Annotated in this window: 20 protein-coding genes and 1 tRNA gene; 4 read left to right on the plus strand and 17 right to left on the minus strand. The window is 71.4% G+C overall.

What is annotated here, in order from left to right; genetic code table 11:
• The first annotated feature begins 38 nt into the window (after window positions 1–38).
• Entirely contained in the window at window positions 39–1,076 is a 1,038-nt protein-coding gene (locus tag ACX80N_RS10725) for an SDR family oxidoreductase (protein WP_459339384.1), read from the plus strand.
• A 91-nt stretch (window positions 1,077–1,167) separates the two neighbouring features.
• Here ACX80N_RS10725 and ACX80N_RS10730 read toward each other — a convergent pair whose 3' ends face one another.
• Together ACX80N_RS10730 and ACX80N_RS10735 are read right to left on the minus strand one after the other, a co-directional pair.
• Window positions 1,168–2,067 (minus strand): methylenetetrahydrofolate reductase, encoded by a 900-nt coding sequence (locus ACX80N_RS10730; RefSeq protein ID WP_459339385.1) that lies wholly within the window; start codon window positions 2,065–2,067, stop codon window positions 1,168–1,170.
• A 239-nt stretch (window positions 2,068–2,306) separates the two neighbouring features.
• Entirely contained in the window at window positions 2,307–3,353 is a 1,047-nt protein-coding gene (locus ACX80N_RS10735) for an App1 family protein (RefSeq protein ID WP_459339481.1), read from the minus strand.
• Window positions 3,354–3,614: 261 nt separating this feature from the next.
• On the opposite strand from ACX80N_RS10735, the gene ACX80N_RS10740 reads away from it, so the two are divergent.
• From ACX80N_RS10740 to ACX80N_RS10750, 3 genes are all read left to right on the plus strand, one after another.
• Window positions 3,615–3,968, plus strand: a complete 354-nt coding sequence (locus tag ACX80N_RS10740) for a hypothetical protein (protein WP_459339386.1) — start codon at window positions 3,615–3,617, stop codon at window positions 3,966–3,968.
• Window positions 3,969–4,124: 156 nt separating this feature from the next.
• Window positions 4,125–4,508, plus strand: coding sequence for a hypothetical protein (locus tag ACX80N_RS10745; protein ID WP_459339387.1), 384 nt, complete (start codon window positions 4,125–4,127; stop codon window positions 4,506–4,508).
• A gap of 125 nt (window positions 4,509–4,633) precedes the next feature.
• Window positions 4,634–4,909, plus strand: coding sequence for a hypothetical protein (locus ACX80N_RS10750; RefSeq protein WP_105030484.1), 276 nt, complete (start codon window positions 4,634–4,636; stop codon window positions 4,907–4,909).
• A 270-nt stretch (window positions 4,910–5,179) separates the two neighbouring features.
• Here the strand turns inward: ACX80N_RS10750 and ACX80N_RS10755 are convergent.
• The 15 genes from ACX80N_RS10755 to ACX80N_RS10825 all read right to left on the minus strand — a co-directional run bounded on the left by ACX80N_RS10755 (window position 5,180) and on the right by ACX80N_RS10825 (window position 23,177).
• Window positions 5,180–5,252 (minus strand) — tRNA-Ala (locus ACX80N_RS10755).
• Between the two features lie 96 nt (window positions 5,253–5,348).
• Window positions 5,349–6,029, minus strand: a complete 681-nt coding sequence (locus ACX80N_RS10760) for a histidine phosphatase family protein (RefSeq protein WP_459339388.1) — start codon at window positions 6,027–6,029, stop codon at window positions 5,349–5,351.
• Entirely contained in the window at window positions 6,026–6,433 is a 408-nt protein-coding gene (rsfS, locus tag ACX80N_RS10765) for a ribosome silencing factor (RefSeq protein WP_105030485.1), read from the minus strand. Before rsfS ends, ACX80N_RS10760 begins: the two co-directional genes overlap by 4 nt.
• Window positions 6,434–6,460: 27 nt before the next feature.
• A complete protein-coding gene (locus ACX80N_RS10770) occupies window positions 6,461–7,588 on the minus strand; it encodes a hypothetical protein (protein ID WP_459339389.1) in 1,128 nt (375 codons plus the stop codon).
• Between the two features lie 79 nt (window positions 7,589–7,667).
• The gene (nadD, locus tag ACX80N_RS10775) at window positions 7,668–8,330 is read right to left on the minus strand and encodes a nicotinate-nucleotide adenylyltransferase (RefSeq protein WP_459339482.1); all 663 of its coding nucleotides are present in this window, start codon (window positions 8,328–8,330) and stop codon (window positions 7,668–7,670) included.
• Between the two features lie 92 nt (window positions 8,331–8,422).
• Window positions 8,423–8,659, minus strand: coding sequence for a hypothetical protein (locus ACX80N_RS10780; protein WP_105030487.1), 237 nt, complete (start codon window positions 8,657–8,659; stop codon window positions 8,423–8,425).
• 107 nt (window positions 8,660–8,766) lie between these two features.
• Window positions 8,767–10,086, minus strand: coding sequence for a glutamate-5-semialdehyde dehydrogenase (locus ACX80N_RS10785; RefSeq protein WP_459339390.1), 1,320 nt, complete (start codon window positions 10,084–10,086; stop codon window positions 8,767–8,769).
• A gap of 47 nt (window positions 10,087–10,133) precedes the next feature.
• A complete protein-coding gene (proB, locus tag ACX80N_RS10790; protein WP_459339391.1) occupies window positions 10,134–11,291 on the minus strand; it encodes a glutamate 5-kinase in 1,158 nt (385 codons plus the stop codon).
• Window positions 11,292–11,295: 4 nt separating this feature from the next.
• Entirely contained in the window at window positions 11,296–12,876 is a 1,581-nt protein-coding gene (gene obgE, locus ACX80N_RS10795) for a GTPase ObgE (RefSeq protein WP_459339392.1), read from the minus strand.
• Window positions 12,877–12,993: 117 nt separating this feature from the next.
• Window positions 12,994–13,254 carry a 50S ribosomal protein L27 gene (gene rpmA, locus ACX80N_RS10800; protein WP_087073579.1) on the minus strand — a complete coding sequence of 87 codons (261 nt, stop codon included), beginning with the start codon at window positions 13,252–13,254 and terminating at the stop codon, window positions 12,994–12,996.
• A 56-nt stretch (window positions 13,255–13,310) separates the two neighbouring features.
• On the minus strand, window positions 13,311–13,619 hold the full coding sequence (gene rplU, locus ACX80N_RS10805; RefSeq protein ID WP_459339483.1) for a 50S ribosomal protein L21: 309 nt from the start codon (window positions 13,617–13,619) through the stop codon (window positions 13,311–13,313).
• Between the two features lie 357 nt (window positions 13,620–13,976).
• On the minus strand, window positions 13,977–17,288 hold the full coding sequence (locus ACX80N_RS10810; RefSeq protein ID WP_459339393.1) for an Rne/Rng family ribonuclease: 3,312 nt from the start codon (window positions 17,286–17,288) through the stop codon (window positions 13,977–13,979).
• Between the two features lie 471 nt (window positions 17,289–17,759).
• Window positions 17,760–19,733, minus strand: coding sequence for a 1-deoxy-D-xylulose-5-phosphate synthase (gene dxs, locus ACX80N_RS10815; protein WP_459339394.1), 1,974 nt, complete (start codon window positions 19,731–19,733; stop codon window positions 17,760–17,762).
• A 108-nt stretch (window positions 19,734–19,841) separates the two neighbouring features.
• Complete coding sequence (locus ACX80N_RS10820) at window positions 19,842–21,191, minus strand: class I SAM-dependent RNA methyltransferase (RefSeq protein ID WP_459339395.1); 1,350 nt, start codon at window positions 21,189–21,191, stop codon at window positions 19,842–19,844.
• Window positions 21,192–21,200: 9 nt separating this feature from the next.
• On the minus strand, window positions 21,201–23,177 hold the full coding sequence (locus tag ACX80N_RS10825; RefSeq protein ID WP_459339396.1) for an APC family permease: 1,977 nt from the start codon (window positions 23,175–23,177) through the stop codon (window positions 21,201–21,203).
• Between the last annotated feature and the right edge of the window lie 25 nt (window positions 23,178–23,202).

Here is a 23,202-nt window from a genome sequence, read left to right on the forward strand (position 1 = left end):
GTCCGCCGGCCATCGGACTCTCGTCAGGAGGAACCCCCATGCGCATCAGGAACAGCGTGGTCGTCATCACCGGTGCAGGAAGCGGGATCGGCCGAGCCACGGCCCTGCACTTCGCCCGCCGCCGCACCTGCCTGGTCCTCGCGAGCAGGCGGGAGGAAGCACTCGAGTCCCTCGTCGCGGAATGCATGGCCCTGGGCTCCCGGGCCATCGCCGTCCCCACCGACGTCTCGGAGCACGACGCCGTGCAGGAACTCGCCAGCCGGGCCGTGGAGGAGTTCGGCCGCGTCGATGTGTGGGTCAACAACGCCTCCGTGGCCGTCTTCGCACCCTTCCTCGACATCCCTCTGCGCGATTTCGAGACCGTGATCGACGTCAACGTGATGGGGTACGTCTACGGCTCCCGCGCCGCGCTCGAACGCATGCAGGAGCAGGGCTCCGGCGTCCTCGTCAACGTGGCCTCCATCCTCGGAGCGGTTCCGCAGCCGTACAATTCCGCCTACTCCATGTCCAAGGCCGCCGTGCGGGCCCTCGGGGTGAGCCTCAGGTCCGAGCTGATGCTGGAGAAGAAGAAGCGCATCCACGTGTGCACCGTCCTTCCGCCCACCATCGACACGCCGTTCTTCCACCACGCCGCGAACTACACGGGCCGGCGCGTGGTGGCCATGCCGCCGGTCTACCCCGCCGACCTCGTCGCCAGGGCGATTCTGGCCGTCGTCGAGAAGCCGGTGCGCGAGGTGGCCGTCGGTCGTCTCGGGCGTTCCGTGGTGCGCCAGCACCGCCTCATGCCGGGCCAGGTGGAGAAGGGTATGGCGGTGCAGGCGAAGCACGGTCAGCTCTCGACCGAGGAGCCGGCGCAGGACTCCACCGGCAACCTGTACGGCCCGTCCCTCGATCCCACCGACGCCGCAGTGAGCGGCGGCTGGAGCGGCAAGCGCCGCACCGCCCAGCGCGTGGTCATCGGCTCCGTTCTTGCGGGAGTCGGGGCCGTGGTCTTCAAGGACAAGCTCGTGGCTGCCACTCCGACGGCGGTCACGGCGATCGCCGCCGCGGGAAGGGCCGTCACGAAGAGTTCCTAGCCCGGCACGACCCCCGACGCCCGGACGGCCCACGCCGGGTACGCCGCCTGCTCGTCCTGCCGCAGGGGCAGCAGGGAGCTGCCGGCCCCCGCTAGAGGGAGGCTGCGAGTCCCGCCTGCGGGGGCCGCGCGAGGTCCAGGGCGTCGAGGACGTCCAGGGCTGCGGCGTGCTGGTTGAAGGTGTAGAGGTGCAGGCCCGGGGCGCCGTCGTCGAGTGCCGCCCGGGCGAGGTCCACCGTGGCGGCGACACCCACGCGGCGGCGCTCGTCGTCGGTACGCGCGCCCTCGAGTCGGGCCCACAGGGCGTCGTCGACGTCGATCCCCGCGAGGCTGCTCAGCTTCCGCAGCCGCCGGGTGCTCGTCAGGGGCATGACGCCGGGGATGATGGGCATCGTCACACCGGCGCGCCGGGCCCGCGCGACCAGGCGCGTGTAGTCGGAGGACCGGAAGAACACCTGGGTGATGGCGAAATCGGCGCCGGCCTCCTCCTTGGCCAGGAGCACGTCGATGTCCTGGTCGAGGTTCGCCGAGTCGGGGTGGCGTGTCGCGTACGCCGCCACACCGACCGACACCCTGCCGGCGGCCAGCTGGGCGGTCCGCTGCGCCTCGACCTCCCGGATCAGGCGGACGAGCTCGTCCGCGTGCTCGACGTCGCCCGCCCGCGTCCTGCCCTCCGGCGTGTCGCCCCGCAGCGCGAGGATGCCGCGCACTCCCCCGCCGATGAGACGGTCGATGATCCCCGTCAGCTCCGTCCGGCTGCTGCCGACACAGGTGAGATGTGCCAGCGGCTTCAGCGTGGTCTCCGTCAGGAGCCGCCGCAGCAGGCCGATGGCGGCTTCCCGATTGCTGCCGGCCGCGCCGTAGGTCACGGAGACGAAATCCGGGCGCGTCTCCTCCAGCCGGCGGATGGTGGTCCACAGGGACTGCTCGGACTCGGCGCTCCGCGGCGGATACAGCTCGTAGGAGAGAGCGGGGTAGGACGGTTGCGACATCGCGGGCCTCTTCGTACGTGCCGTGCACCGCTGGGCGCGGGGCCGGCTGGAGATTGTGCGGGCGACCGCGAACGATCCCCGCCGGGCATTTGTACGAATGTCAGGCCCGCATGGAGGCACTCGCCCTTCCCTGCGGAGGTCGCTGACCCGCTACCGGAGTAGCTAGGACCACACGCTACGACACACCTGCGCGTGCATCAAGGACCATGGAAGGATGACGCACCGCGTGCAGGCGGGGATCAGCCGTTCTCCTCCGGCTCATCGGCCGAACGCACATCGTTGCGGATGATGCCCAGCTCCGCGAGCTGATCGGACATGCCCGCGCCGTCGGGTGCGTAGATCCAGGGGATGCCCGGCGTCGGGCGTACCCCGCTCTTCGAGCGCCCGCCGGCGAGGACGGCCTCCCCGGTGGACAGCTGGCGGATCGCGATGGCCCGGACGTTCTGCGGGTGGCGCTGCGCGAACTCGGAGTAGATCGCCTCGTCGTGCTGGCCGTCGTCGCCGACCAGCAGCCACTTCACGTCCGGGAACTCCTCTGCGAGGCGCTCCAGGGAGGTCCGCTTGTGGTCCTGGCCGCTGCGGAACCAGCGGTCGCGGGTGGGCCCCCAGTCGGTGAGCAGCTTCGGGCCCGCGGGGTAGAGGTTGCGGGAGAGGAAGCGGGACAGGGTCGGCGCCACGTTCCAGGCGCCGGTGGAGAGGTACAGCACGGGTGCGGAGGGGAGGGTCCGCACGATCCGCTCGTAGAGCACGGCCATCCCGGGCGTGGGGGTCCGCGCGTGCTCGTCGAGCACGAAGGTGTTCCAGGCCGCGAGGAACGGCCGCGGCAGGGCGGTCACCACCACGGTGTCGTCGATGTCGGAGACGACGCCGAACCCCGTGCCGTCCGCGACGATCCGCACGGGGGCTTCCACGGTCTTCGACTCACCCGACTGCAGGGCGATGGTGTGCCACCCCGCGTCGAGGGTCACGGGGATGCGGGCGTCCACCACGCCACCGCGGTCCGCCTCGACGTCGTGCACGGTGTCCCCGATGGTGACGTGGACGACGGCGTGTGCCACCGGGGCGCTCGTGAAGTTGCGCCAACCGCGCATGCCCTCCTGCAGGGGCTTCAGCGGGCCGTCCGCCGACCCCTTCCCCGTATCACGCGGGTCGCTGAGGACCACCCGCGCGAGTACCCGCACCCACGACGTCGTGCCGTAGCCGGTGTACGGGATGACGGTCTCGACGCGGCCGCGGCGAACCGCGAGGCGCGTCTGGAACCGGAGCCAGGCGTCGTCGAGGCGCATGCCGAGGTGCCGGTCCCCCACCCCCGGCGCGACCGCGGGATTGCTGCTCGAGCTGGTGGTGCGTGCGTGCGACTTCGCGAAACGTGGACACATGCGTCCCAGTCTGGCACGGCGCGCCCCGGTGGACGACCCATCAACGCGGCCGTGCGCAGGTAACGGGCGGCTAACAACTTCCGCTTTCACCTCGCGGCGTCTTGTTGGCGGGAACCGGCGGCTGCGACGCTGGAGCCTCTATCCAGCGAGGGAGCATCGGGGGAAGCCATGGCATTCGACTCGGAAGTGGTCGGCGTACGCGTGAAGCAGGACGTGGTTCTGCGCACCTGGAACCGGGCGGCCGAGCAGGATCCGGCCACTGCGGCGGCCGACCTGGCACACGCCGTGCTCTTCGGCAGGGCGCAATCGGCCCTCGAAGCGGTGGCCGCGGGCGGCGTGGGCCTCACCGTCGACCACGCCCGTGCACTCCACTTCGCGAACGAGATGGCGGAGCTGCGGCACTACGCTCCGCTGATCGCCGTCGAGGACGGCCTGCCCACGCTCGCCCCGGGAGTCCGGGAGCTCATCGACACCATCAACGAGTGCGGCCTGTGGGACGGCCAGCCGGCCTGGCACCTCTGACGATCAGCTGCTGTCGACCCATCCGCCCGCCTCCCCTGCTCCGAATGGATTCCGGTTCGCGCCCCTCCGCGCGGTCCGCCGCCGCAGGGCGGTTCATCGGATGTCCCGGCGGCACTGCGAAGCGCGGCCGGGACGCGTGGAAGGCGCTCGCTGGAAGTGGATACGGACGTACTGGATGCTCGCCCTGATCACGCGACGTCCGAGGACAAGGCCCGGTTCTCCCTGAGGGTCCTGCCCTTCGCGCTCCACTTGTGCTGGCAACCGCGCCTCGTCATCGACCGGGCGGATATCGCGCAGGTCGGCTCCGCTCTCGCCTCCTCCGGCCGGCGGGGGTTGCCGCTCCTGGTGGAGGTCACCGCCCTCGAGGACATGACCCGTGAGGCGCGTGAGGCGATCCACGCGTACGAGCACCCCGCGCGCATCGCGATCCTCGGGTACGACGCCGTGGACCGCATGCTGGCCGCGTTCACCGTGAGGACCGCGACCGACGTCCGGTTCTTCACGGGCCGGGACCACGCCGTGCGCTGGCTGCTGCAGTGACCATCACCGGCGCGGGAGAAGCTCGGAATCACAAGGCGCTGGAAGAACCGGGCCGGACCTCAACTGTGACCCAACCGAGACGTGTCGACAGTAGCCCTGCCACCTCGAAGCCGGACACTTGGAGCATGGCGCTCATGGGACTCGAATCGGCACGACCGACGCAGTGGTTGAAGGACAACGGAGGGGCCTTGCCGTCGATCGCGGCTCTGGTCGGCGTGGCCCTGTTCTGGGTCGTGGGAGCGGTCGGAGGGATCGGGTTCCTGCGGGACGCGAGTTCCCCCATGGCGATGCTGGCGGGGCTCTACGTGATGCTTGCCGCCGTCGCCGTCTCGATCATCATCGCCATCCTGGCACTGACCGACCTGACCCGCCGCTATTCCCGGCCGCGCACCCGCCGCTGAAGGCCGGCTCACCTGCAGGACGGCGCATCCCGGTCTGCACCGCGGCGACGCCCCGTGCGCGGAGCCCTGCGGCCGACGTGGTGGACCAGCCTGCGACGACGGAGGAACCAGGACTGACGGCCCTGCCCTCGGGTCGGTTCTTCGGCCGGGTCATCGGTGGCGCGTCGCCCGCGCTGGCGGCGGACCGGCTGGGCCGTCGACATCTTTCTCGCCTGCACGACAAAAAACCGCCGGATCAGGGCTCTCACCCTGTGGTCCGGCGGTTCGTCGTGGAGCTAAGGGGATTCGAACCCCTGACCCCCTGCATGCCATGCAGGTGCGCTACCAGCTGCGCCATAGCCCCGTGCTTCGCTGCTCCCGGAGGTCTTCACCCCGCCGAAGCAACTTGTTCAGTGTAGTAAATTCTGGCTGCTTCGCCAAATCGACCACCCTGGCGGTCTCACCCTTCGAGCGGCTCCACCGGCAGCGAGCCGAGTCCCACATTGTGCTCCGTCAGCTGCCACGAGAAAAGCGCATCGGCCCTGCCCACGACTTCGTGGACCTCGGACCAGTGACAGTTGGACAGGCCGGCAAGGGAACCCCAGCGCCTCGGCGGCAGCCCCATGAGTGCCGCCAGCGCAGCCCTGATCGCTCCACCGTGGCTGACCACCACGAGGGTCTCCGCGGGCTCGATGCGAGCGACGGCATCCGTGACCGCCGCCAGCATGCGGTCGCCGACATCGATCCGGTTCTCCGCACCGCCGGCGCGCACCTCGGGGTCTCCCCCACGCCAGGCGGCGTTGTCCTCGGCGAACCTCTCGTCGATCTCGGCGAAGGACAGACCCTGCCACTGGCCGGCGTCCGTCTCGCGCAGACGTTCGTCGAAGGACACCGGCACGCCGCTGAGCCCGGCGAGGGCGGCCGCCGTGTCGGCGGCCCGCCGGAGGTCGGACGAGACGATCATCGCCGGCTGCCGGGTCACGAGCACCTCGGCAGCACGAGCCGCCTGCTCACGGCCCGTCTCGTCCAGGTCGATGTCCTCCTGGCCCTGGAACAGGCCGGAGCGGTTCCACTCCGTACGGCCGTGGCGCCAGAAGATGACGCGGCGGGCTGCTGGATCCGCGTGGGGATATCGCGTCACTCGGCGGCGTCGGAGGCTGCGGTCTGAGGTGAGCTCTGCAACGCACCCTCGAGCTGGAGGTCGACGGACGGGCAGTCCTTCCAGAGGCGGTCGAGGGCGTAGAACACGCGGTCCTCCTCGTGTTGCACGTGGACGACCACCTGGGCGTAGTCGAGCAGGACCCAGCGGCCCTCACTGCGCCCTTCACGCCGTACGGGCTTGAGGCCCTGCTTCGAGAGTTCCTCCTCGATGCCGTCGACGATCGCGTTCACCTGGCGCTCGCTGGGTGCGGACGCGATCAGGAAGATATCCGTGATGGCGAGCCGGTCGCTGACGTCGATGGCGATGATGTCCTGGGCAATCTTGTCCACGGCGGCGTGCGCCGCGGTGCGGGCGATGCTGATGGACTCTTCGGTAGCGCTCACTGATCTCCTTGTGTGGTGCCAGCGGTTTCACCCATTGAGGGAGCTGACTGTCAATACTATTCCGGTTGAGAGTGCCGCCGCGCCCGCACCGAGCAGCGAATACTGGATGATGCGGATACGGCGCAGCCTGCCGAGGCCTGCGGTCATCGCGTCGAGGGGATCCAGGCCGAAGGCGCTTCGCGCCCCGACCGGTTCGGTCTCGTCGGGATCCACCCGGGCGGGTGTGCCGACGCCCCCTCCCTCGGCGCCCTCCGCGGACGGGGTGGGAGAAGACGGCGCGGGATGCAGGAACACCACCGGCACGGAGGAGGTGGCCGGCGCCCGCAGCACGGCCTGGGACCCGCCCGGGACCTGGACGAACTCGGGCGGTGCGACGATCGACAGGTTGTGTGCCGTCGTCGGGTCGTTCACCGGCACCGTGGGCTGCTCATTCGGCCGCGAGGGCCGCTCCTCCGTCGCACGAGCCCGACTGTTCAGGAGCGCGGCCCGCTCGGCGAGTGCCTTCTGCTGCGCCAGCAGCCCGGCGTCCACGATGAAGGGATCGTCGGTGCCGGCGGTCCGGAGCCCGGCGACGAGCTCCCTCGCCTCCTCGGCGATCGCGTGACGCGCGGCGAGGGCCTCCTCGACGCTCAACTCCTCGGTGCGTCTCCCATCGACCGCATCGTCGACCGCCCTGTCGGATGCGCCGCCGGAGACACCCGCGGGCGTGTCCGGCGTCCCATCTGCTGGGCGACCGCCCCGCCGACGTCGATCCCGGCGCCCGCCGGGGACCGGCGTCGGTGCTGCCCCGGCAGCGGTCGCACACGGTCGGTCAGCCATGGAGGCGGAATCCGTCGGGGTCACGGCCACCAGCCCTTCGGTCAGGGGCCGGGGCAACACTGCCCGACCCTGCGCCTGCTGCAGCCTCAACTGCCGCCGGGTCGGCATCTCGACGCGTACGCCGCTCTGCTGGGGGTCCTGCGCCTCGGCAAGGGTGTGGGACGCCCTCGGCGCCTCCCCGTCGCGGGCTCGTGTCCGCGACGCGCGCTCCACCGCAGCCTCCGGTACGGAGTCGGCCGGCGCCTCCGCTGCCATCCTGCTGCGACGCGCGGCGCTGTCCACGGTCGTCCGGTCCGCTCCGTCACCGACGGAGGCGGGGCCGGTGCTGCCTGTCATCCCGAGTCCCCCTGACTCGGGGCGGTCCGCTCGGTCCCCGGTGACAGGTGCGTCGTCGCTCGCCTTGCCCATCGCCTCTTCACCCGGTCGGTTGGTGTACGGTGCTGGGGCTGCCCCCGTGCTTCCCCTCCGCCGGGAAGACTTCCTCGCCCTCGGGGCGCCGGGGCAGCCGGCCTCCGGACGGTGCCGCGCGCCGGTACAGGCGGTGCTTGGCGATGTACTGGACGACGCCGTCGGGCACCAGGTACCAGACGGGCTTGCCCTCGCCCACGCGACGTCGGCAGTCGGTGCTCGAGATGGCCATGGCCGGGACCTCCAGCAGGCTGACGTCGCGTCCCCGCCCGTTCAGCTCGTGGCCGGGCCGCGTGACGCCGATGAAGTGCGCGAGGGACCACAGTTCCTCCGCGTCCTTCCACGTGAGGATCTGCGCCATCGCGTCGGCACCGGTGATGAAGAACAGCTGCGCGTCCGGCCGCTCCGCCTTCAGGTCGCGCAGCGTGTCGATCGTGAAGGTGGGACCCGGCCGGTCGATGTCCACGCGACTCACCGTGAAGCTGGGATTCGAGGCCGTGGCGATGACCGTCATCAGGTAGCGGTGCTCCGCCGCCTCGACGTCCTTGTCGGCCTTCTGCCACGGCTGCCCCGTGGGCACGAACACCACCTCGTCGAGGTCGAAGACCGTGGCGACCTCGCTGGCCGCGACGAGGTGGCCGTGGTGGATCGGGTCGAAGGTCCCGCCCATGACGCCGAGTCGCCAGCGCGATCCGTCCCGGTGCCGCTGCTGAGGGCCGCCCATGGCGTCCCGCTGGATGCTGTCCGTTACCACCTGGACCGCTAGAGCCGGTTCGCTTCGCCGTGGTCGTGGTTGTTGGCGTGCTGCTTGTGCGGGTCGATGTGCTCCTCGACGGCCTCGTGGCGATTCCGGACGTTGGAGAAGGACAGCGTGACGACCATCAGGGTGAGCAGGATGCCCATGGCGATCAGACCGTACGCGATGGCGGGCATCGGCAGTTCGGTGTGGTGTTCCATGGCTTCGGTCGCCAGCAGTGCGCTGCCGAGGGAGTAGAGCATCGTGATTCCCCTGTCGGGTCAGGTTCCGCCGGTCCGTCCGGCCCGGCGCGGGCATTTGCTTCAATGGTACGCGCAACCGGACCGCGTCCTCCCCGCGGACGGGGGCGTCAGCGACGGACCTGCCCCTCCCCCTGCACGATCCACTTGGTCGTGGTCAGCTCCGCCAGGCCCATGGGACCGCGGGCGTGCATCTTCTGCGTGGAGATCCCCACCTCGGCGCCGAGACCGAGCTCACCGCCGTCGACGAAGCGGGTCGAGGCGTTGACCAGCACGGCGGCCGAGTCGACGCCGGCGATGAACTCCTCGGCCGACGCCAGGCTGTCGGTGATGATGGCCTCGCTGTGTCCTGTGCTCCACCGCCGGATGTGCTGCAGCGCCTCGTCGACGCTGTCGACCGTCCGCACGGCGAGATCGAGCTGCATGTACTCGCGCCCCCAGTCGTCCTCCGTCGCGGGCGGCGCGTCGGCCCCGGCGGGCAGCAGCGCGCGTGAGCGCTCGTCCACGTGCAGGACCACCCCGGCGCGCACGAGGGCGGCGAGGACGGCGGCCGCGGCACGCGACCGGCTGTGGACGAGGAGCGTCTCCACGGTGTTGCAGACACTGGGACGCTGGGTCTTGGCGTTGAGCAGGATGTCGACCGCCATCTCCTCGTCCGCGCTCTCGTCGAGCAGGATGTGCACGTTGCCCTCCCCCGTCTCGATGACGGGGACGCGCGCGGTGGTCACGACCGACTGGATCAGCTCGCGCCCGCCCCGCGGGATCAGGACGTCGATCCGCCCGCGGGCCTGCATCAGCACCTGGGCGCCCTCCCTGCCGAACTCGTCGACGGTGAGGACGGCGTCGTCGGGCAGGCCGTGGTCCTCGAGGGTGTCGCGGATGATCCCGACCAGCGCGGCATTCGTGGCCGCGGCCGCACTGCCTCCGCGCAGGATCACGGCGTTGCCGCTCTTGAGGGCGAGGCCCGCGATGTCCACCGTGACATTGGGGCGCGCCTCGTAGATGGCGGCGACGACGCCGAGCGGCACGCGGACCTGCCGCATCCTCAGCCCGTTGGGGAGTGTCTCGGCACGGACCGCGGTGCCGACGGGGTCCGGGAGCGCGGCGAGCTCCGTCAGGGCGTCGGCGAGCTTGTCGATCCGCGCCGGATCGAGGCTGAGCCGGTCCAGCAGGTAGGCGGAGGTACCGGAGGCCCGGCCGCGCTCGACGTCGGTGCGGTTCGCGGCCAGGACGACGTCGCGTCGCGCGACGAGGGCGGCGGCGACGGCGAGGAGGACCCGGTCCTTGCGGGCCCGGTTGGCGCGCCCGAGGACACGGGAGGCGACGCGCGCCCGGTCCGCGATGGCGTGGACGGCCGTCGTGAGCTGTTCCGGGGACAGGGCCTCGGCGTCGTCGGTCCGGGGGGTGGTCTCGGCCTGCAGGTCGGTCATGCCAGCAGTCTAGCGAGGACCCTGTCCGCCGACCTCCCAGGGGTGCTTCATGACGCGGCAGCGGCCTGCAGCACCACGAGGTCGTTGACGTGCACGATCGAGCGCTCGTACTCGGCCCCGAGCTCGTCGGCGAGCTCGTGCGTGGACCGTCCCAGCATCCGCGGGAGCTCGGCGGAGCTGTAGTTCACGAGGCCGCGCGCCACCACCGTCCCGTCGCCGCTGACGAGCTGCACCGGATCCCCGGCCTCGAAGACGCCCGAGACGTCCACCACACCGGCCGGCAGCAGCGACCGGCGCCGCTCGCCCACGGCGCGCACGGCGCCGTCGTCGAGCACCAGGGTGCCGAGGACGCGGGCGAGGTGGGCCAGCCACAGCAGGCGGATGGGCTGGCGCTTGCCGGTCGGCGTGAACCACGTCCCGACGTCGTCGCCGCGCAGGGCCGCCGCGGCGTTCGCCGTGGACGTGACGAGGGCGGGGATGCCGGAGGACGCGGCGATGGTGGCGGCCTCGACCTTCGTGACCATGCCGCCCGTGCCCACACCGGCCCTGCCGGCCCGCCCGATCGTGACGCCGTCGAGGTCCGACGGTGAGGCGACGAGCGGGATGCGGCGCGCGCCGGCAGCGGGCGGCCCGTCGTACAGCGCGTCGACGTCGGACAGCAGCACGAGCGCCTCCGCCTTCACCAGGTGCGCGACCAGCGCAGCGAGGCGGTCGTTGTCGCCGAAGCGGATCTCGTGGCTGGCGACGGTGTCGTTCTCGTTGACGATGGGCACGACGCCGAAGTTCAGGAGCCGCTCCATCGCACGGTGCGCATTGGCGTAGTGGGAGCGCCGGATGAGGTCGTCGGCGGTGAGCAGGATCTGGCTCACCGTGACGCCGTGGGCAGCGAAGGCCTGCGAGTACTGCGCCATCAGCAGGCCCTGCCCCACGCTCGCGGCAGCCTGCTGGGTGTCCAGCTGGGACGGGCGGCGGGCGAGGCCGAGAGGCGCGAGGCCCGCGGCGATCGCCCCGGAGGACACCAGGATGACCTCCGTGCCGGCGACGCGCCGCTCCGCGAGGACGTCCGCGAGGCCCACGAGGGCCTGACCGGAGATGCCTCCCGAGACGGACGTCAGCGACGACGACCCGACCTTGACGACGATCCTGCCCGCGGCCGCCAGCCCCGCGCGGGACGGCAGGGGCCGGCGCGACTGCTCCGGTCCCACCGCGTCAGTCCCCCTCGCCGTCCGCTTCCTGCGGGGCAGGGGCGGTCTTCGAACGGTTCTGCACGGACTCGGTCCAGATCCCCGCCCTGCGGTCCGCCTCGAGGTCCGCGCGCGCGGCGGCCTTCGCCTCCTTGCGCTCCTGGTACTCCTCGCGCTTCTGCTCCCGCGTGGGCCGGACGTACTCGGCCAGGCGGAGGTCGGAGCCACGCGGGCCGGCGAGCAGCTCGGCGCCGCCCATCATGGTGGGCTCCCAGTCGAAGACGACGCCGTCGCCCTCGCCGATCACCACGGTGTCGCCGGGCTTGGCCCCGGTCTTGAACAGCTGCTCCTCCACGCCGAGCTTGGCGAGGCGGTCCGCGAGGAAGCCGACGGCCTCGTCGTTGGTGAAGTCGGTCTGCTTCACCCAGCGCTCGGGCTTCTCCCCGAGCACGCGGAACAGCGGCAGCGCGTCCTTCTCCTCGTGCCGGATCCGGAACGAGGCCGCATTGACGCCGCGGGGGCGCAGGACGGGCGCTGCCACCTTCGGGGGCGCGGTCGCCACGGCCTTGCGGGCGTTCTCGACGATCTCCGCCATGGCGAAGCCGAGCCCGCGCAGCCCCTCGTGGCTGGAGGCGGACACCTCGAAGACGCGGTAGCCGCGGGCCTCGAGGTCGGCACGGACGAAGTCCGCCATGTCGCGTCCGTCGGGGACGTCGACCTTGTTGAGCGCGATGAGCCGCGGGCGCTCGTTCAGGGGTACGACGTCGCCGTCGGGTCCCGCGAAGCTCATGTCCACCGAGTACTTGTCCAGTTCGCGTTCGATGATCGCGAGGTCGGCCAGCGGATCGCGGTCGGTCTCGAGTGCGGCGCAGTCCAGGACGTGCACGAGGGCCGCGCAGCGCTCCACGTGGCGCAGGAAGTGGTGGCCGAGGCCCTTGCCCTCGCTCGCACCCTCGATGAGGCCCGGGACGTCGGCGATGGTGAACCGCGTGGAGCCGGCCTCGACGACACCGAGATTGGGCACGAGGGTGGTGAACGGGTAGTCGGCGATCTTCGGCCGTGCGGCCGACATGGCGGCGATCAGGCTCGACTTGCCGGCCGACGGGAAACCGACCAGCGCGATGTCCGCGATGGACTTCAGTTCGAGGACGACGTCCCGCTCGTCGCCCGGGATGCCGAGGAGGGCGAATCCGGGTGCCTTGCGCTTCTGGGAGGACAGGGCTGCGTTGCCGAGGCCGCCCTGTCCGCCGGCGGCGGCCACGAACTCCGTGCCCTCGCCGACGAGGTCGGCGAGGACCTGACCGTCCTTCGTCTTGACGACCGTGCCGTCCGGGACGGGCAGGATCAGCGTCTCCCCGCTCTTGCCTCCGCGCCAGTCGCCCATGCCGTTGCCGCCGTTGGTGGCGTGGCGGTGCGGGGCGTGGTGGTAGTCGAGCAGGGTGGTGGTCTGATGGTCGACGCGGAGGATCACGTTGCCGCCGTCGCCGCCGTTGCCGCCGTCGGGCCCGCCCAGGGGCTTGAACTTCTCTCGGTGGACGGAGACGCAGCCATGGCCACCGGTGCCTCCGGATACGTGCAGGACTACGCGGTCAACGAAGCTCGCCACGGTGGTCTCCTTCTACAAATGTCTCGCTGTGCCGAGTCTAATCGGCTTAAAAGAAGGTGGGGCGAGCCGTAGAGGCTCACCCCACCCGAATGCTTCTAGCACCGTGTACAGGCAGAATTACTCTGCTGCTGCTCCGACGATGTTGACGACCTTGCGTCCGCGACGCGTGCCGAACTCGACGGCACCGGCCTCGAGGGCGAACAGGGTGTCGTCCCCGCCGCGGCCCACGTTGGCGCCCGGGTGGAAGTGGGTGCCGCGCTGGCGGACGATGATCTCGCCGGCCTTGACGACCTGACCGCCGAAGCGCTTCACGCCGAGGAACTGCGCGTTCGAGTCGCGGCCGTTGCGAGTGGAGCTTGCGCCCTTCTTATGTGCCATGAGTTATGCCTGCCTTCGCTGAAGTGTCTGCTTGACCGAACGATAGCCCGAAGGGACTACGCGATGCCTGTGATTTTGACGCGGGTCAGTTCCGAACGGTGACCCTGGCGCTTCTTGTAGCCGGTCTTGTTCTTGAACTTCTGGATGACGATCTTCGGTCCACGAAGATTCTCGATGATCTCGGCAGTGACGGTGACCTTCTCGAGGTCCTCCGCTGCGGAGGTGATCTTGGCGCCGTCTACCAGAAGGAGGGCGGGAAGCTTGAACGTGCTTCCTGCCTGACCGGCGACGCGGTCAAGGGTAACGAGGTCTCCTACAGAAACCTTTTCTTGGCGGCCGCCTGCGCGGACAATCGCGTACACCACTTGGGAACTCACTTCTCTCGACATTCTTGACTTCTGATGAAAAAACCTGGGTGCGCTTCGGCAGCGATCCTGGAGCTTGCTCCCCGTGCGGGATTCGCTGTGCGCGTCCCGGACACCGCAGCCTGGGCTGCCGAGATCCGAAGGACATCTGCGTGCGTGCATCCCTCACCGTTGCCGCCGGACATGCCGGTTGACAGGCAAGTGCACCGAGGGTCCAGATTACGGCAGTACGGCACCTTCCCGCAAATCAGCGGGCGGGACGGCGCTCGCGCCGGCCGATTCCCGGACACAGGAACGCCGGAGTCCCCGTGGACCCCGGCGTTCCCTCTCCCTGGCCTCTACGGCCCCGTTCAGCCCCTACAGCTCCGAGGCGGGCACGCCGACACCGAAGATCAGCGGCTCGGCTGCCGATGCCTCGGGCTTCCGTGCCGCCACGGGCGCCTTGGCGACGTGCCGGGTGCCGGCGGGGTCACCGGCGGGCCCCGCGACCTGCGTCTCGATGGTGGTGTCCGCAGCGCCCTGGGCGCTGCGGGCGACCCTGCGGGGGCGCGTACGGCGGGCAGGCGCTTCCGCCACCTCCGTGGGCGCTCCGGGCCGCGACGCAGCGGGAACCCGCGCCTCGTCGGCCACCGCTGCGGCCGGCGGGCCGGACACCGCCCGGACCGGGGCCACGGGATCCTCCTGCACGTCGTCCCCCGCGCTTTCCCCGGGCTCTGCTGCGGGTGCCGCTGCTGCGTCGTCGGCCGGCTTCCTGTTGAAGGCCTCGCTCAGGCTGTCCAGTGTCAGGCGGGTCGACGGCGGGACCTCCCGGTCCCGGCCGTCCTGGTTCCGGCCCTCCGCACGGGGCAGGGTCACCGTCTCGCCGTTGAAGGTGAGCACGGCCTCCGTCACCTGGACGGCGGCCTCGACAGCAGCCTCCGTGCCCTGTTCCTCCTGAGCGTGGTGCGTCGCGGCGGCGATGCTCGCCAGGGCGGCGCGCGCCGCCTCCGCCTTCGCAGCGCGATCGGGGCTCTCGGCCACGGGTGCGACGGCGGCGGGCAGCACCAGGCCCTCGTCCTGCTGGCCTCCGCGTCCGCGGTTCCGCTTGCGCTCGCTCCGGGACACCCGGTCCTGGCGCACCTGCGGCGTGCTCTCGGGCGCGGGCGCGGTCCGGCGGTGCTCCACGGGCTCCATGTGGGTCACGACGCCTCGGCCCGCACAGTGCTCGCAGTCCTCACCGAAGACCTCGAGCAGGCCCGTGCCCATGCGCTTGCGCGTCATCTGGACGAGCCCGAGGGAGGTCACCTCGGCCACCTGGTGCTTGGTCCGGTCGCGGCCGAGGCACTCCACCAGCCGGCGCAGCACGAGGTCGCGGTTCGCCTCGAGCACCATGTCGATGAAGTCGATCACGATGATGCCGCCGATGTCGCGGAGGCGGAGCTGCCGGACCACTTCCTCCGCGGCCTCCAGGTTGTTCTTGGTGACGGTCTCCTCGAGGTTCCCGCCGCTGCCGGTGAACTTGCCGGTGTTGACGTCCACCACCGTCATGGCCTCGGTGCGGTCGATCACGAGGGATCCGCCCGAGGGCAGGAAGACCTTACGCTCGAGTGCCTTGGAGATCTGCTCGTCGATGCGCGACGCGGCGAAGATGTCCTCGTCGCCCGTCCACTTCTCGAGCCTGCCCACGAGGTCCGGGGCCACGTACATGACGTAGGCCTCGATGGTGTCCCAGGCCTCCTCGCCGGACACGACCAGCTTGGAGAAGTCCTCGTTGAAGACGTCGCGCACCACCTTGATGGTGAGGTCGGGCTCACCGTACAGCAGCTCGGGTGCCAGGGTCTTGGTGGAGCCGGCCTTGCGCTCGATCTCCTCCCACTGGGCGCGCAGGCGGTTGACGTCGTGCGTCAGCTCCTCCTCGCTCGCGCCCTCGGCCGCGGTGCGGACGATCACGCCGGCGTTCTCGGGCAGGCGGTCCTTCAGGATCCGCTTCAGGCGGTTGCGCTCGACGTCGGGCAGCTTGCGGGAGATACCCGTCATCGACCCGCCGGGCACGTACACGAGGTAGCGGCCCGGGAGCGAGATCTGGCTCGTGAGCCGGGCGCCCTTATGACCCACCGGGTCCTTGGTGACCTGCACCAGCACGGGGTCGCCCGACTTCAGCGCGAGCTCGATGCGGCGCGGCTGGCCCTCGAGGCCCGCGGCGTCCCAGTTGACCTCACCGGCGTACAGGACGGCGTTGCGACCCCGTCCGATGTCCACGAACGCCGCTTCCATACTCGGCAGGACGTTCTGCACCTTGCCGACGTAGACGTTGCCGATCAGCGAGTCCTGCTGCGTCCGGGAGACGAAGTGCTCGGCGAGGATGCCGTCCTCGAGGACGCCGATCTGGATCCTGTCGTCGCGCTGGCGAACGATCATCTGCCGGTCCACGGACTCGCGGCGGGCGAGGAACTCCGCCTCGGTGATGACCTGTCGGCGGCGGCCCGTGTCCCGGGACTCGCGGCGCCGCTGCTTCTTCGCCTCGAGCCGCGTGGAGCCGCGGACGCTGGTCACGCGATCGGACACGGGCTCGCTGGACTGGCGGGGGGCGCGGACACGCGTGACGGTGTTGGGCGGGTCGTCGTCGTCGCCGCCGGAGAGTTCGAGGTCCTGGTCACCACGACGACGACGGCGGCGGCGGCGTGACGTGACGCCCGCGCCGTTCTCCGGGCCGTTCGATCCGGCCTGCTCGTCCGGTCCGTCCGCCTCGGCGTCCTCCGCGCCGGGCTCGGTCTGGCCGGCGTCGCCGCGGCCGCGGGTCCTGCTGCGGCGGCTCCTCCGCGACCGGCGTCCGGGGTCCTCGGCGTCCTCGTCGGCGTCCTCCTCGGCGGGAGGGGTGACCTTGACGGCCGGCACGGTGACAGTGCTGAGATCCGGTGCGTGGAACAGGAGCGAGAGCGGCGATTCCGGGACGGCGAAGGGGTCGGCTGCGGTCACCGGGGCCGGCTGGTCCACGGTGCTCCGGGAGTCCTGCGCGTCGTCGGGGTCCTGCGCGTCGTCCGCGGCGGGCGCTTCCGGGGCGGACGCCGTCGGGGCAGCGGCCGCGTCGGCGGCGGGCGAGGGGACGTGGTCCTGCTGGACCGGTTCGGACGCGCGGCGGCTGCGGCTTCTGGTGGAGGTACGGCGCGCGCGTGCCGGCTTCTCCTCGGTGCCCTCGGCGTCCTCCACGGCGGTCCCGGGCTCGACGGCCGGTGCAGCCTCGACGACGGGCTCGACGACGGGCTCGGTGGGGGCCGCGGCGACGGGAGGCTGCTCGACGGGGCGGGCGGGGCCCGCCTCAGCCGTGGCGGCGCGACGACGCGTGCGGGTCGCGCGGGCCGGGGCCGCAGGTGCCTCGGGTGCTGCATCGGCGTCGGTGGTGCCTGCGGCCTCGACGACGGCGGCCTGCGCCGGTGCTGCGTCCGTGACCGTCTCGTCCGTCACGACGACGGGCTTGCGCGTCCGGGTGGCCCGCTTGCGGACCGGAGCGGCGGCTTCGACCTCGGCATCGGGCCCGGCGTCGGGCAGGGATCCCGTGAGGGCGGGTGGCGCCCCGGCCGGGGCGCTGGCGGTGCGTCGCTTCCGCGGGGCCTTCGCCGGCGCGGCCTGCTCGGGCGCTTCTGCCGTTGCGGCCGCGTTCTGTTCGTTCCCCAGCTGTTCTGACTGATCCATGGGTGCTCGCTCCAAGCCCCTGCGGCACCGGCCACATTCCGGCACCCTCCAGGGCGGTATGTCGGCCCGCCGCGGGCCCTTCGCCCGGCGGCTGACCGGAAGTCGTTGTCATGTCGCCCGAGGTCACACCGTCATGGGGGTGCGGAATCACTCGGAGACCAGTGGCGCTTTTCCACCTCAGCCGTCCGGGTGGACGGTGGGTCCCGACAGCGGATTCGGCCTACTTCCGCCGACGGGGCGGACTCGGTAGGACGGAAGCATCGCCGGCGGAACGGAAGCCTGTCACTGGACCGGCGCGGGAATGTGGTTCCCTCGTCGGCCTTCGCCATTATCTCACACCACCTCCCGCCTGCGGCTCCCGCGCACCGGCGAGCCCGCCCGGCCGGTCCGGCGGAGCGACGGTGGGGAACCGCGGCCGGGCACGGGTGTCCCGGCCGGGAGCACCGTGCCGGGCACCGCCGGATCCCTCGGTCAGTGCTTGGGGAGCTGCCCGGTCACGGGTGGGGAATCCCCCGCGAGCGGACGCGCGACGGGCACCTTGGTGCCGAGGACCTGCGCGACGACGTCGTGCGTGATCTGCTGCGCCGTGAGGCCCACGCGCTCCAGGACCTGGTTGCGGGAGCCGTGGTCGAGGAACTCGACCGGCAGGCCCACCTCGTTGAGCGCGGTGTCCACGCCCGCCGAGCGCATCTCCTGGCGGATCCTCGAGCCGACACCGCCGGCACGGACGCCGTCCTCGATGACGATCACGATGCGGTGCTCGGCCGCGAGGTCGATCACGGACCGGCGGACGGGCAGGAGCCAGCGCGGATCGATGACGGTGGAGCTGATGCCCTGGGCGCCGAGCCGGTTCGACACGTCGAGGGCCAGCTCGCTCATGGCGCCGACGCTGACGATCAGGACGTCGTTGGTCCGGGAACCGGCGGGCCGGCGGGAGAGGACGTCCACGCCGTCGTCCAGGCGCTCGATCGCCTCGACCTCGGCCCCGACCGACCCCTTGGAGTAGCGCACCACGCTCGGGGCGTCGCCGATGGCGACGGCCTCGCGCAGCTCCTCCCGGAGCCGGGTGGCGTCGCGCGGGGCGGCGAGGTGCAGGCCGGGGACGGCCTGCAGCAGCGCGAGGTCCCACATGCCGTGGTGGCTCGCGCCGTCCGGCCCCGTGACACCGGAACGGTCCAGGACCACCGTGACGCCCGCCTTGTGCAGGGCCACGTCCATGAGCAGCTGGTCGAAGGCGCGGTTGAGGAAGGTCGCGTACAGGGCGATCACCGGGTGCAGCCCGCCGAACGCCATGCCGGCGGCGCTCGTGAGCGCGTGCTGCTCGGCGATGCCGACGTCGAACACGCGGTCCGGATGACGGGCCGCGAAGCGGTGGAGCCCCACGGGGATGAGCATGGCGCCGGTGATCCCGACGATGTCGGGGCGCTCGTCGGCGATGTCGGCGATCTCGTTCGCGAAGACGGAGGTCCAGGACTGCTGGCCCGCGACGTCCACGGGTTCGCCGGTCTCGGGGTCGATCACACCGACGGCGTGGAACTGGTCCGCCTCATGGGCGCGGGCCGGCGCGTAGCCGTGGCCCTTCTCGGTGATCGCGTGGACGATCACCGGCCCCTCGTAATTCTTGGCGAGCTGCAGGGCCTGCTCGACGGCCGACTGGTCGTGGCCGTCCACCGGACCCACGTACTTCATCCCGAGGTCCTCGAACAGGCCCTGGGGCGCCCACCAGTCCTTGATGCCCTTCTTCATGGCGTGCAGGCTTTTGTAGCTGAACTCGCCCACCGTCCCGCCGTCGTGCATGCGCTGCTTGACCCAGTCGAGGGTGCGCTCGTAGACGCGGTGCGTGCGCACGGAGTCGAGGGTGGGGCGCAGGGACGCGAGGTAGTCGGCCACACCGCCGATGGTCGGTGCGTAGGAGCGGCCGTTGTCGTTGACCACGATCACCACGCGGCGTCGCTTGTCCGCGGCGATGTTGTTGAGGGCTTCCCAGGCCATGCCGCCCGTCAGGGCGCCGTCCCCCACGAGCACCACGGTGTAGCGGTCGCCCTCGCCGTTCAGGACGCGGGCGCGGGAGATGCCGTCGGCCCACGAGAGGGAGGACGAGGCGTGCGAGCTCTCGACGACGTCGTGCACCGACTCGGCGCGTGACGGGTAGCCGGACAGTCCGCCCTGCTGGCGCAGCGAACTGAAGTCGTGGCGGCCCGTGACGAGCTTGTGCACGTAGGACTGGTGCCCGGTGTCGAAGATGACGCTGTCGCGGGGCGAGTCGAAGATGCGGTGGATGCCGAGGGTCAGTTCGACCACGCCCAGGTTGGGGCCCAGGTGCCCGCCCGTCCGCGAGACATTGCTGACCAGGAAGGCGCGGATCTCTTTGGCGAGTGACGTCAGTTGCGCGTCGCTGAGCTTGCTCAGGTCCTGCGGGCCGTGGATAGTCTCCAGAAGTCCCATCGGCGCCTCCTCGGTTCGTTCGGCGTGGCGAAGGAATCGCCGTTGACTGTTCTTAACTCTAACGTTCGGGCTTCGGACGAGGTGCCATTGCCATCGTGTGGCGATACCTCAGACGGACGGTGGCAGGAGCCGTGCGAAGGACTCCATGTGGTGGGTGTGGGGGTAGAGGTCGAAGACGCGCAGGGTGTCGAGCGACCAGCCGGCGGCGAGGAAGTAGCCGAGGTCGCGGGCGAACGACGCCGGGTCGCAGGACACGTAGCCGACGGCCCGCGGGTTTGCTGCGAGGATCTGCCGGACCACCTTCTTCCCCGCCCCGGCACGCGGCGGGTCGAGCAGGACGGCGTCCAGCGGCTCGGACCACCGGCCCAGGACGGCATCCACGCGGCCCTGCACGATCGCCACGTGGTCCTGTCCGTGCAGGTTGCGCTTGGCGTCCCGGCTCGTCCCGGGCGATCCCTCGACCGACAGCACCGCACCCCCGGGCCCTACCGCGCGCGCCAGCGGGACGGTGAACAGTCCCGCACCGGCGTAGAGGTCGGCGACCCGCTCCCCCGTGGCGGGCCCGAGTCCGTCGAGCACAACGGAGGCGAGGGCCTCCGGCGCGCCGCGGTGGATCTGCCAGAAGCCGGCCCCCGTGACGCGGTAGTCGAGGCCCAGCACGCTCTCCTGCAGCCAGGTCCGTCCCTTCAGGCGCTGCACCTGGCCGGACTCGGGATCCAGGACACCCACCGAGGCGCCGTCGATCGAGGCCGCCACGGCGGCGACGCGGCGCGGGGACGTACCGGCTGCGGGCACGAGGAGGACCAGCGGCTCTCCCCCGCCCGAGGGCGCGGCGACGTCGACGCGTCCGATGCCGGAGAAGTCGAGGGTCCAGAGCCGCAGCGCGTTGATCGCGGGGACGGCCAGGGGCATCTCCCGGATCGGGGCGACGGCGTGGGAGCGGTGCAGGTGCATCGCCAGACGGCCGGCGGTGTCCACGGCGAAGGCCGCGCGGGTGCGCCAGGCGAGCCCGTCCGCCGTCTCGCCGGGGGCGGGTTCCACGGTCACCGTGCGCTCGGTCCGCGCGAGCCGGGTGAGTTGCTCCTCGAAGATGGCGGCCTTCAGGCGCCGCTGCTCGTCGAGGGCGATGTGCCCGAACTCGGCGCCGCCCACGGCCGCGCGTCCGCGGGCGGCGGTGAAGAGGGCATCAGCGAGGGGCCAGTGATGCGCCACCCGGTGCGGGGAGGCCTCGAGTACCTCGACGACGTCGGCACGCCAGAAGCTGGCGCCGTCGTCCGTCTCGGTGAAGCGCACCCGCACCCGCTCACCCGGCAGCGCGTGGCGGACGAAGACCACACGGCCCTCGTGCCGGGCGACGAAGTGCCCGCCGTGTGCGGGCCGCTCGACGGTGAGCTCCGCCGTCGCCGCCTGGGCGGTCCCGGGAGCGGCTGGTGCTGCGGGTGGTACGGCGTCTGTCATCGTGTGTTCCTACTTCAGGTCCTGGTAGATCCGACTCGCGTCGGAGGACGCGAGCTGCCACGGCACGCTGGCCACCATCACGCCGGGCACGAAGTGCAGGCGCGCCTTGATACGGAGGGCGGTCTGGTTGTGGACCAGCTGCTCCCACCACTTTCCCACCACGTACTCGGGGATGTAGACCACGACCAGATCGCGCGGGGAGTCCCTGCGCATGGTGGTGATGTAGTCGAGGATCGGGGTGATGGTGTCGCGGTACGGCGAGGCGAGGACCGTGATGGGCACGGGGATCTCGTATCGCTCCCAGTCGGCGAGGGTGCGGCGGGTCTGGGCGGGGTCGACGTCCACCGTGATGGCATCGAGCCGGGACGGCCGTGAGGCCCGTGCGAAGGCGAGCGCCCGCAGCACCGGCTTCCGGACGTGGGAGACGAGGATCACGGCGTGGACCCGGGAGGGAAGGGCCCGCAGGTGCACGGCGTCGTCGATCGCGAGTTCGGCGGCCACCACGTCGTAGTGCTTCTTGATGCTGCGCATGACGGCGAAGAGCATCGCCATGGCGAGCACCGCGATCCACGCCCCGTACTCGAACTTGGTGATGAGGACGACGACGAGCACGGCCGCGGTGAGGCCGAAGCCGAGCGCGTTGATGGCCAGCGACCGGCGGATGGACCAGCGCTCCTGAGCGCCGACGGTGCTGCGCAGGGTCCGGCTCCAGTGCCGGACCAGACCCAGCTGTCCCCCCGTGAAGGAGACGAACACGCCGACGATGTACAGCTGGACCAGCGCTGTCACGTCCGCCCGGAAGACGAGGATCAGCACCACGGCGCCCAGCCCGAGCAGGAGGATGCCGTTGCTGAAGGTCAGCCGGTCCCCCCGGGTGCGCAGCTGCCGGGGCAGGTAGCCGTCCTTGGCGAGGATGGAGGCCAGCACGGGGAACGCGTTGAAGGCCGCGTGGCCGGCGAGCAGGAGGATCAGCGCCGTCGCCGCGACGACACCGTAGAAGGCCGGGGATCCGGTTCCGAAGACGGTCCGGGCCAGCTGGCTGATGACCGGCGCCTGGATGTAGTCGGCGGGGACGGGCTGTCCGTCGAGGAGCAGCTGCGCCGCGGGGTTCTGCACCACGTGCACGCGTGTGGCGTTGGCGAGGTAGATGACGCCCGCGAGCATCGCGGAGGAGACGACGCCCACGAGCAGGAGGGTGGTCGCCGCGTTGCGGCTCTGCGGCGCCTGGAAGCGCTGCACGTTCGACGCCGGCCCTTCGAGTCCGGTCAGCGCCGCGGCGCCGGCCGAGAACGCCCGCAGGATCAGCAGGCCGCCGGCCAGGCCCACGAGGCCGGCGTCGAGGGCCGCCTCGGGCACGATCTCGAACCGGGCGCTCGGCGCCTGCCCGAGCGAGCCCGTGAGCGCCCGGACGATGCCCGTGGCGCACAGGGCGAGGATCCCGGCGAGGAAGGCATAGGTGACGACCGCGCGGGCACGGACGCCCCGCGTGACGCCGCGCAGGTTCAGCAGCACCAGCACCGCGACGCCCGCGACGGCGAGGGTCACGCGGGCGCCCTCGAGCGCCGGGGCGAGCGAGACGACGTACTGAGCAGCCGCCGACACCGAGACGGCCACGGTGAGCAGGTAGTCGATCATGAGGGCCGACGCGACGGTGGTGCCGGCCCGGGGGCCGATGTTCCGCTTGGCGATCTCGTAGTCGCCGCCGCCGGACGGGTAGGCGTGGACGGCCTGGCGGTAGGAGGCGACGACCACGAGCAGCACCGCGATGACGGCCAGGCCCACCCAGGGCGAGATGGCGACCGAGGCCACTCCGGCGAGGGCGAGGGTCAGCAGGATCTCGTCGGGGGCGTACGCGACGGACGAGAGGGCGCTTGCGGAGTACACGGGCAGGGCGAGGCGTTTCGGCAGGCTCCTGGTCCTCAGCCTGTCGCTGGCGAAGGGCTTGCCCACCAGCACCCTCTTGACAGCCTCGAGAAAAGTCAGCACAGCCCAGACTAGCGCGTCCGCGCCT

This window comes from Arthrobacter sp. MDT2-16 (genome assembly GCF_054510925.1).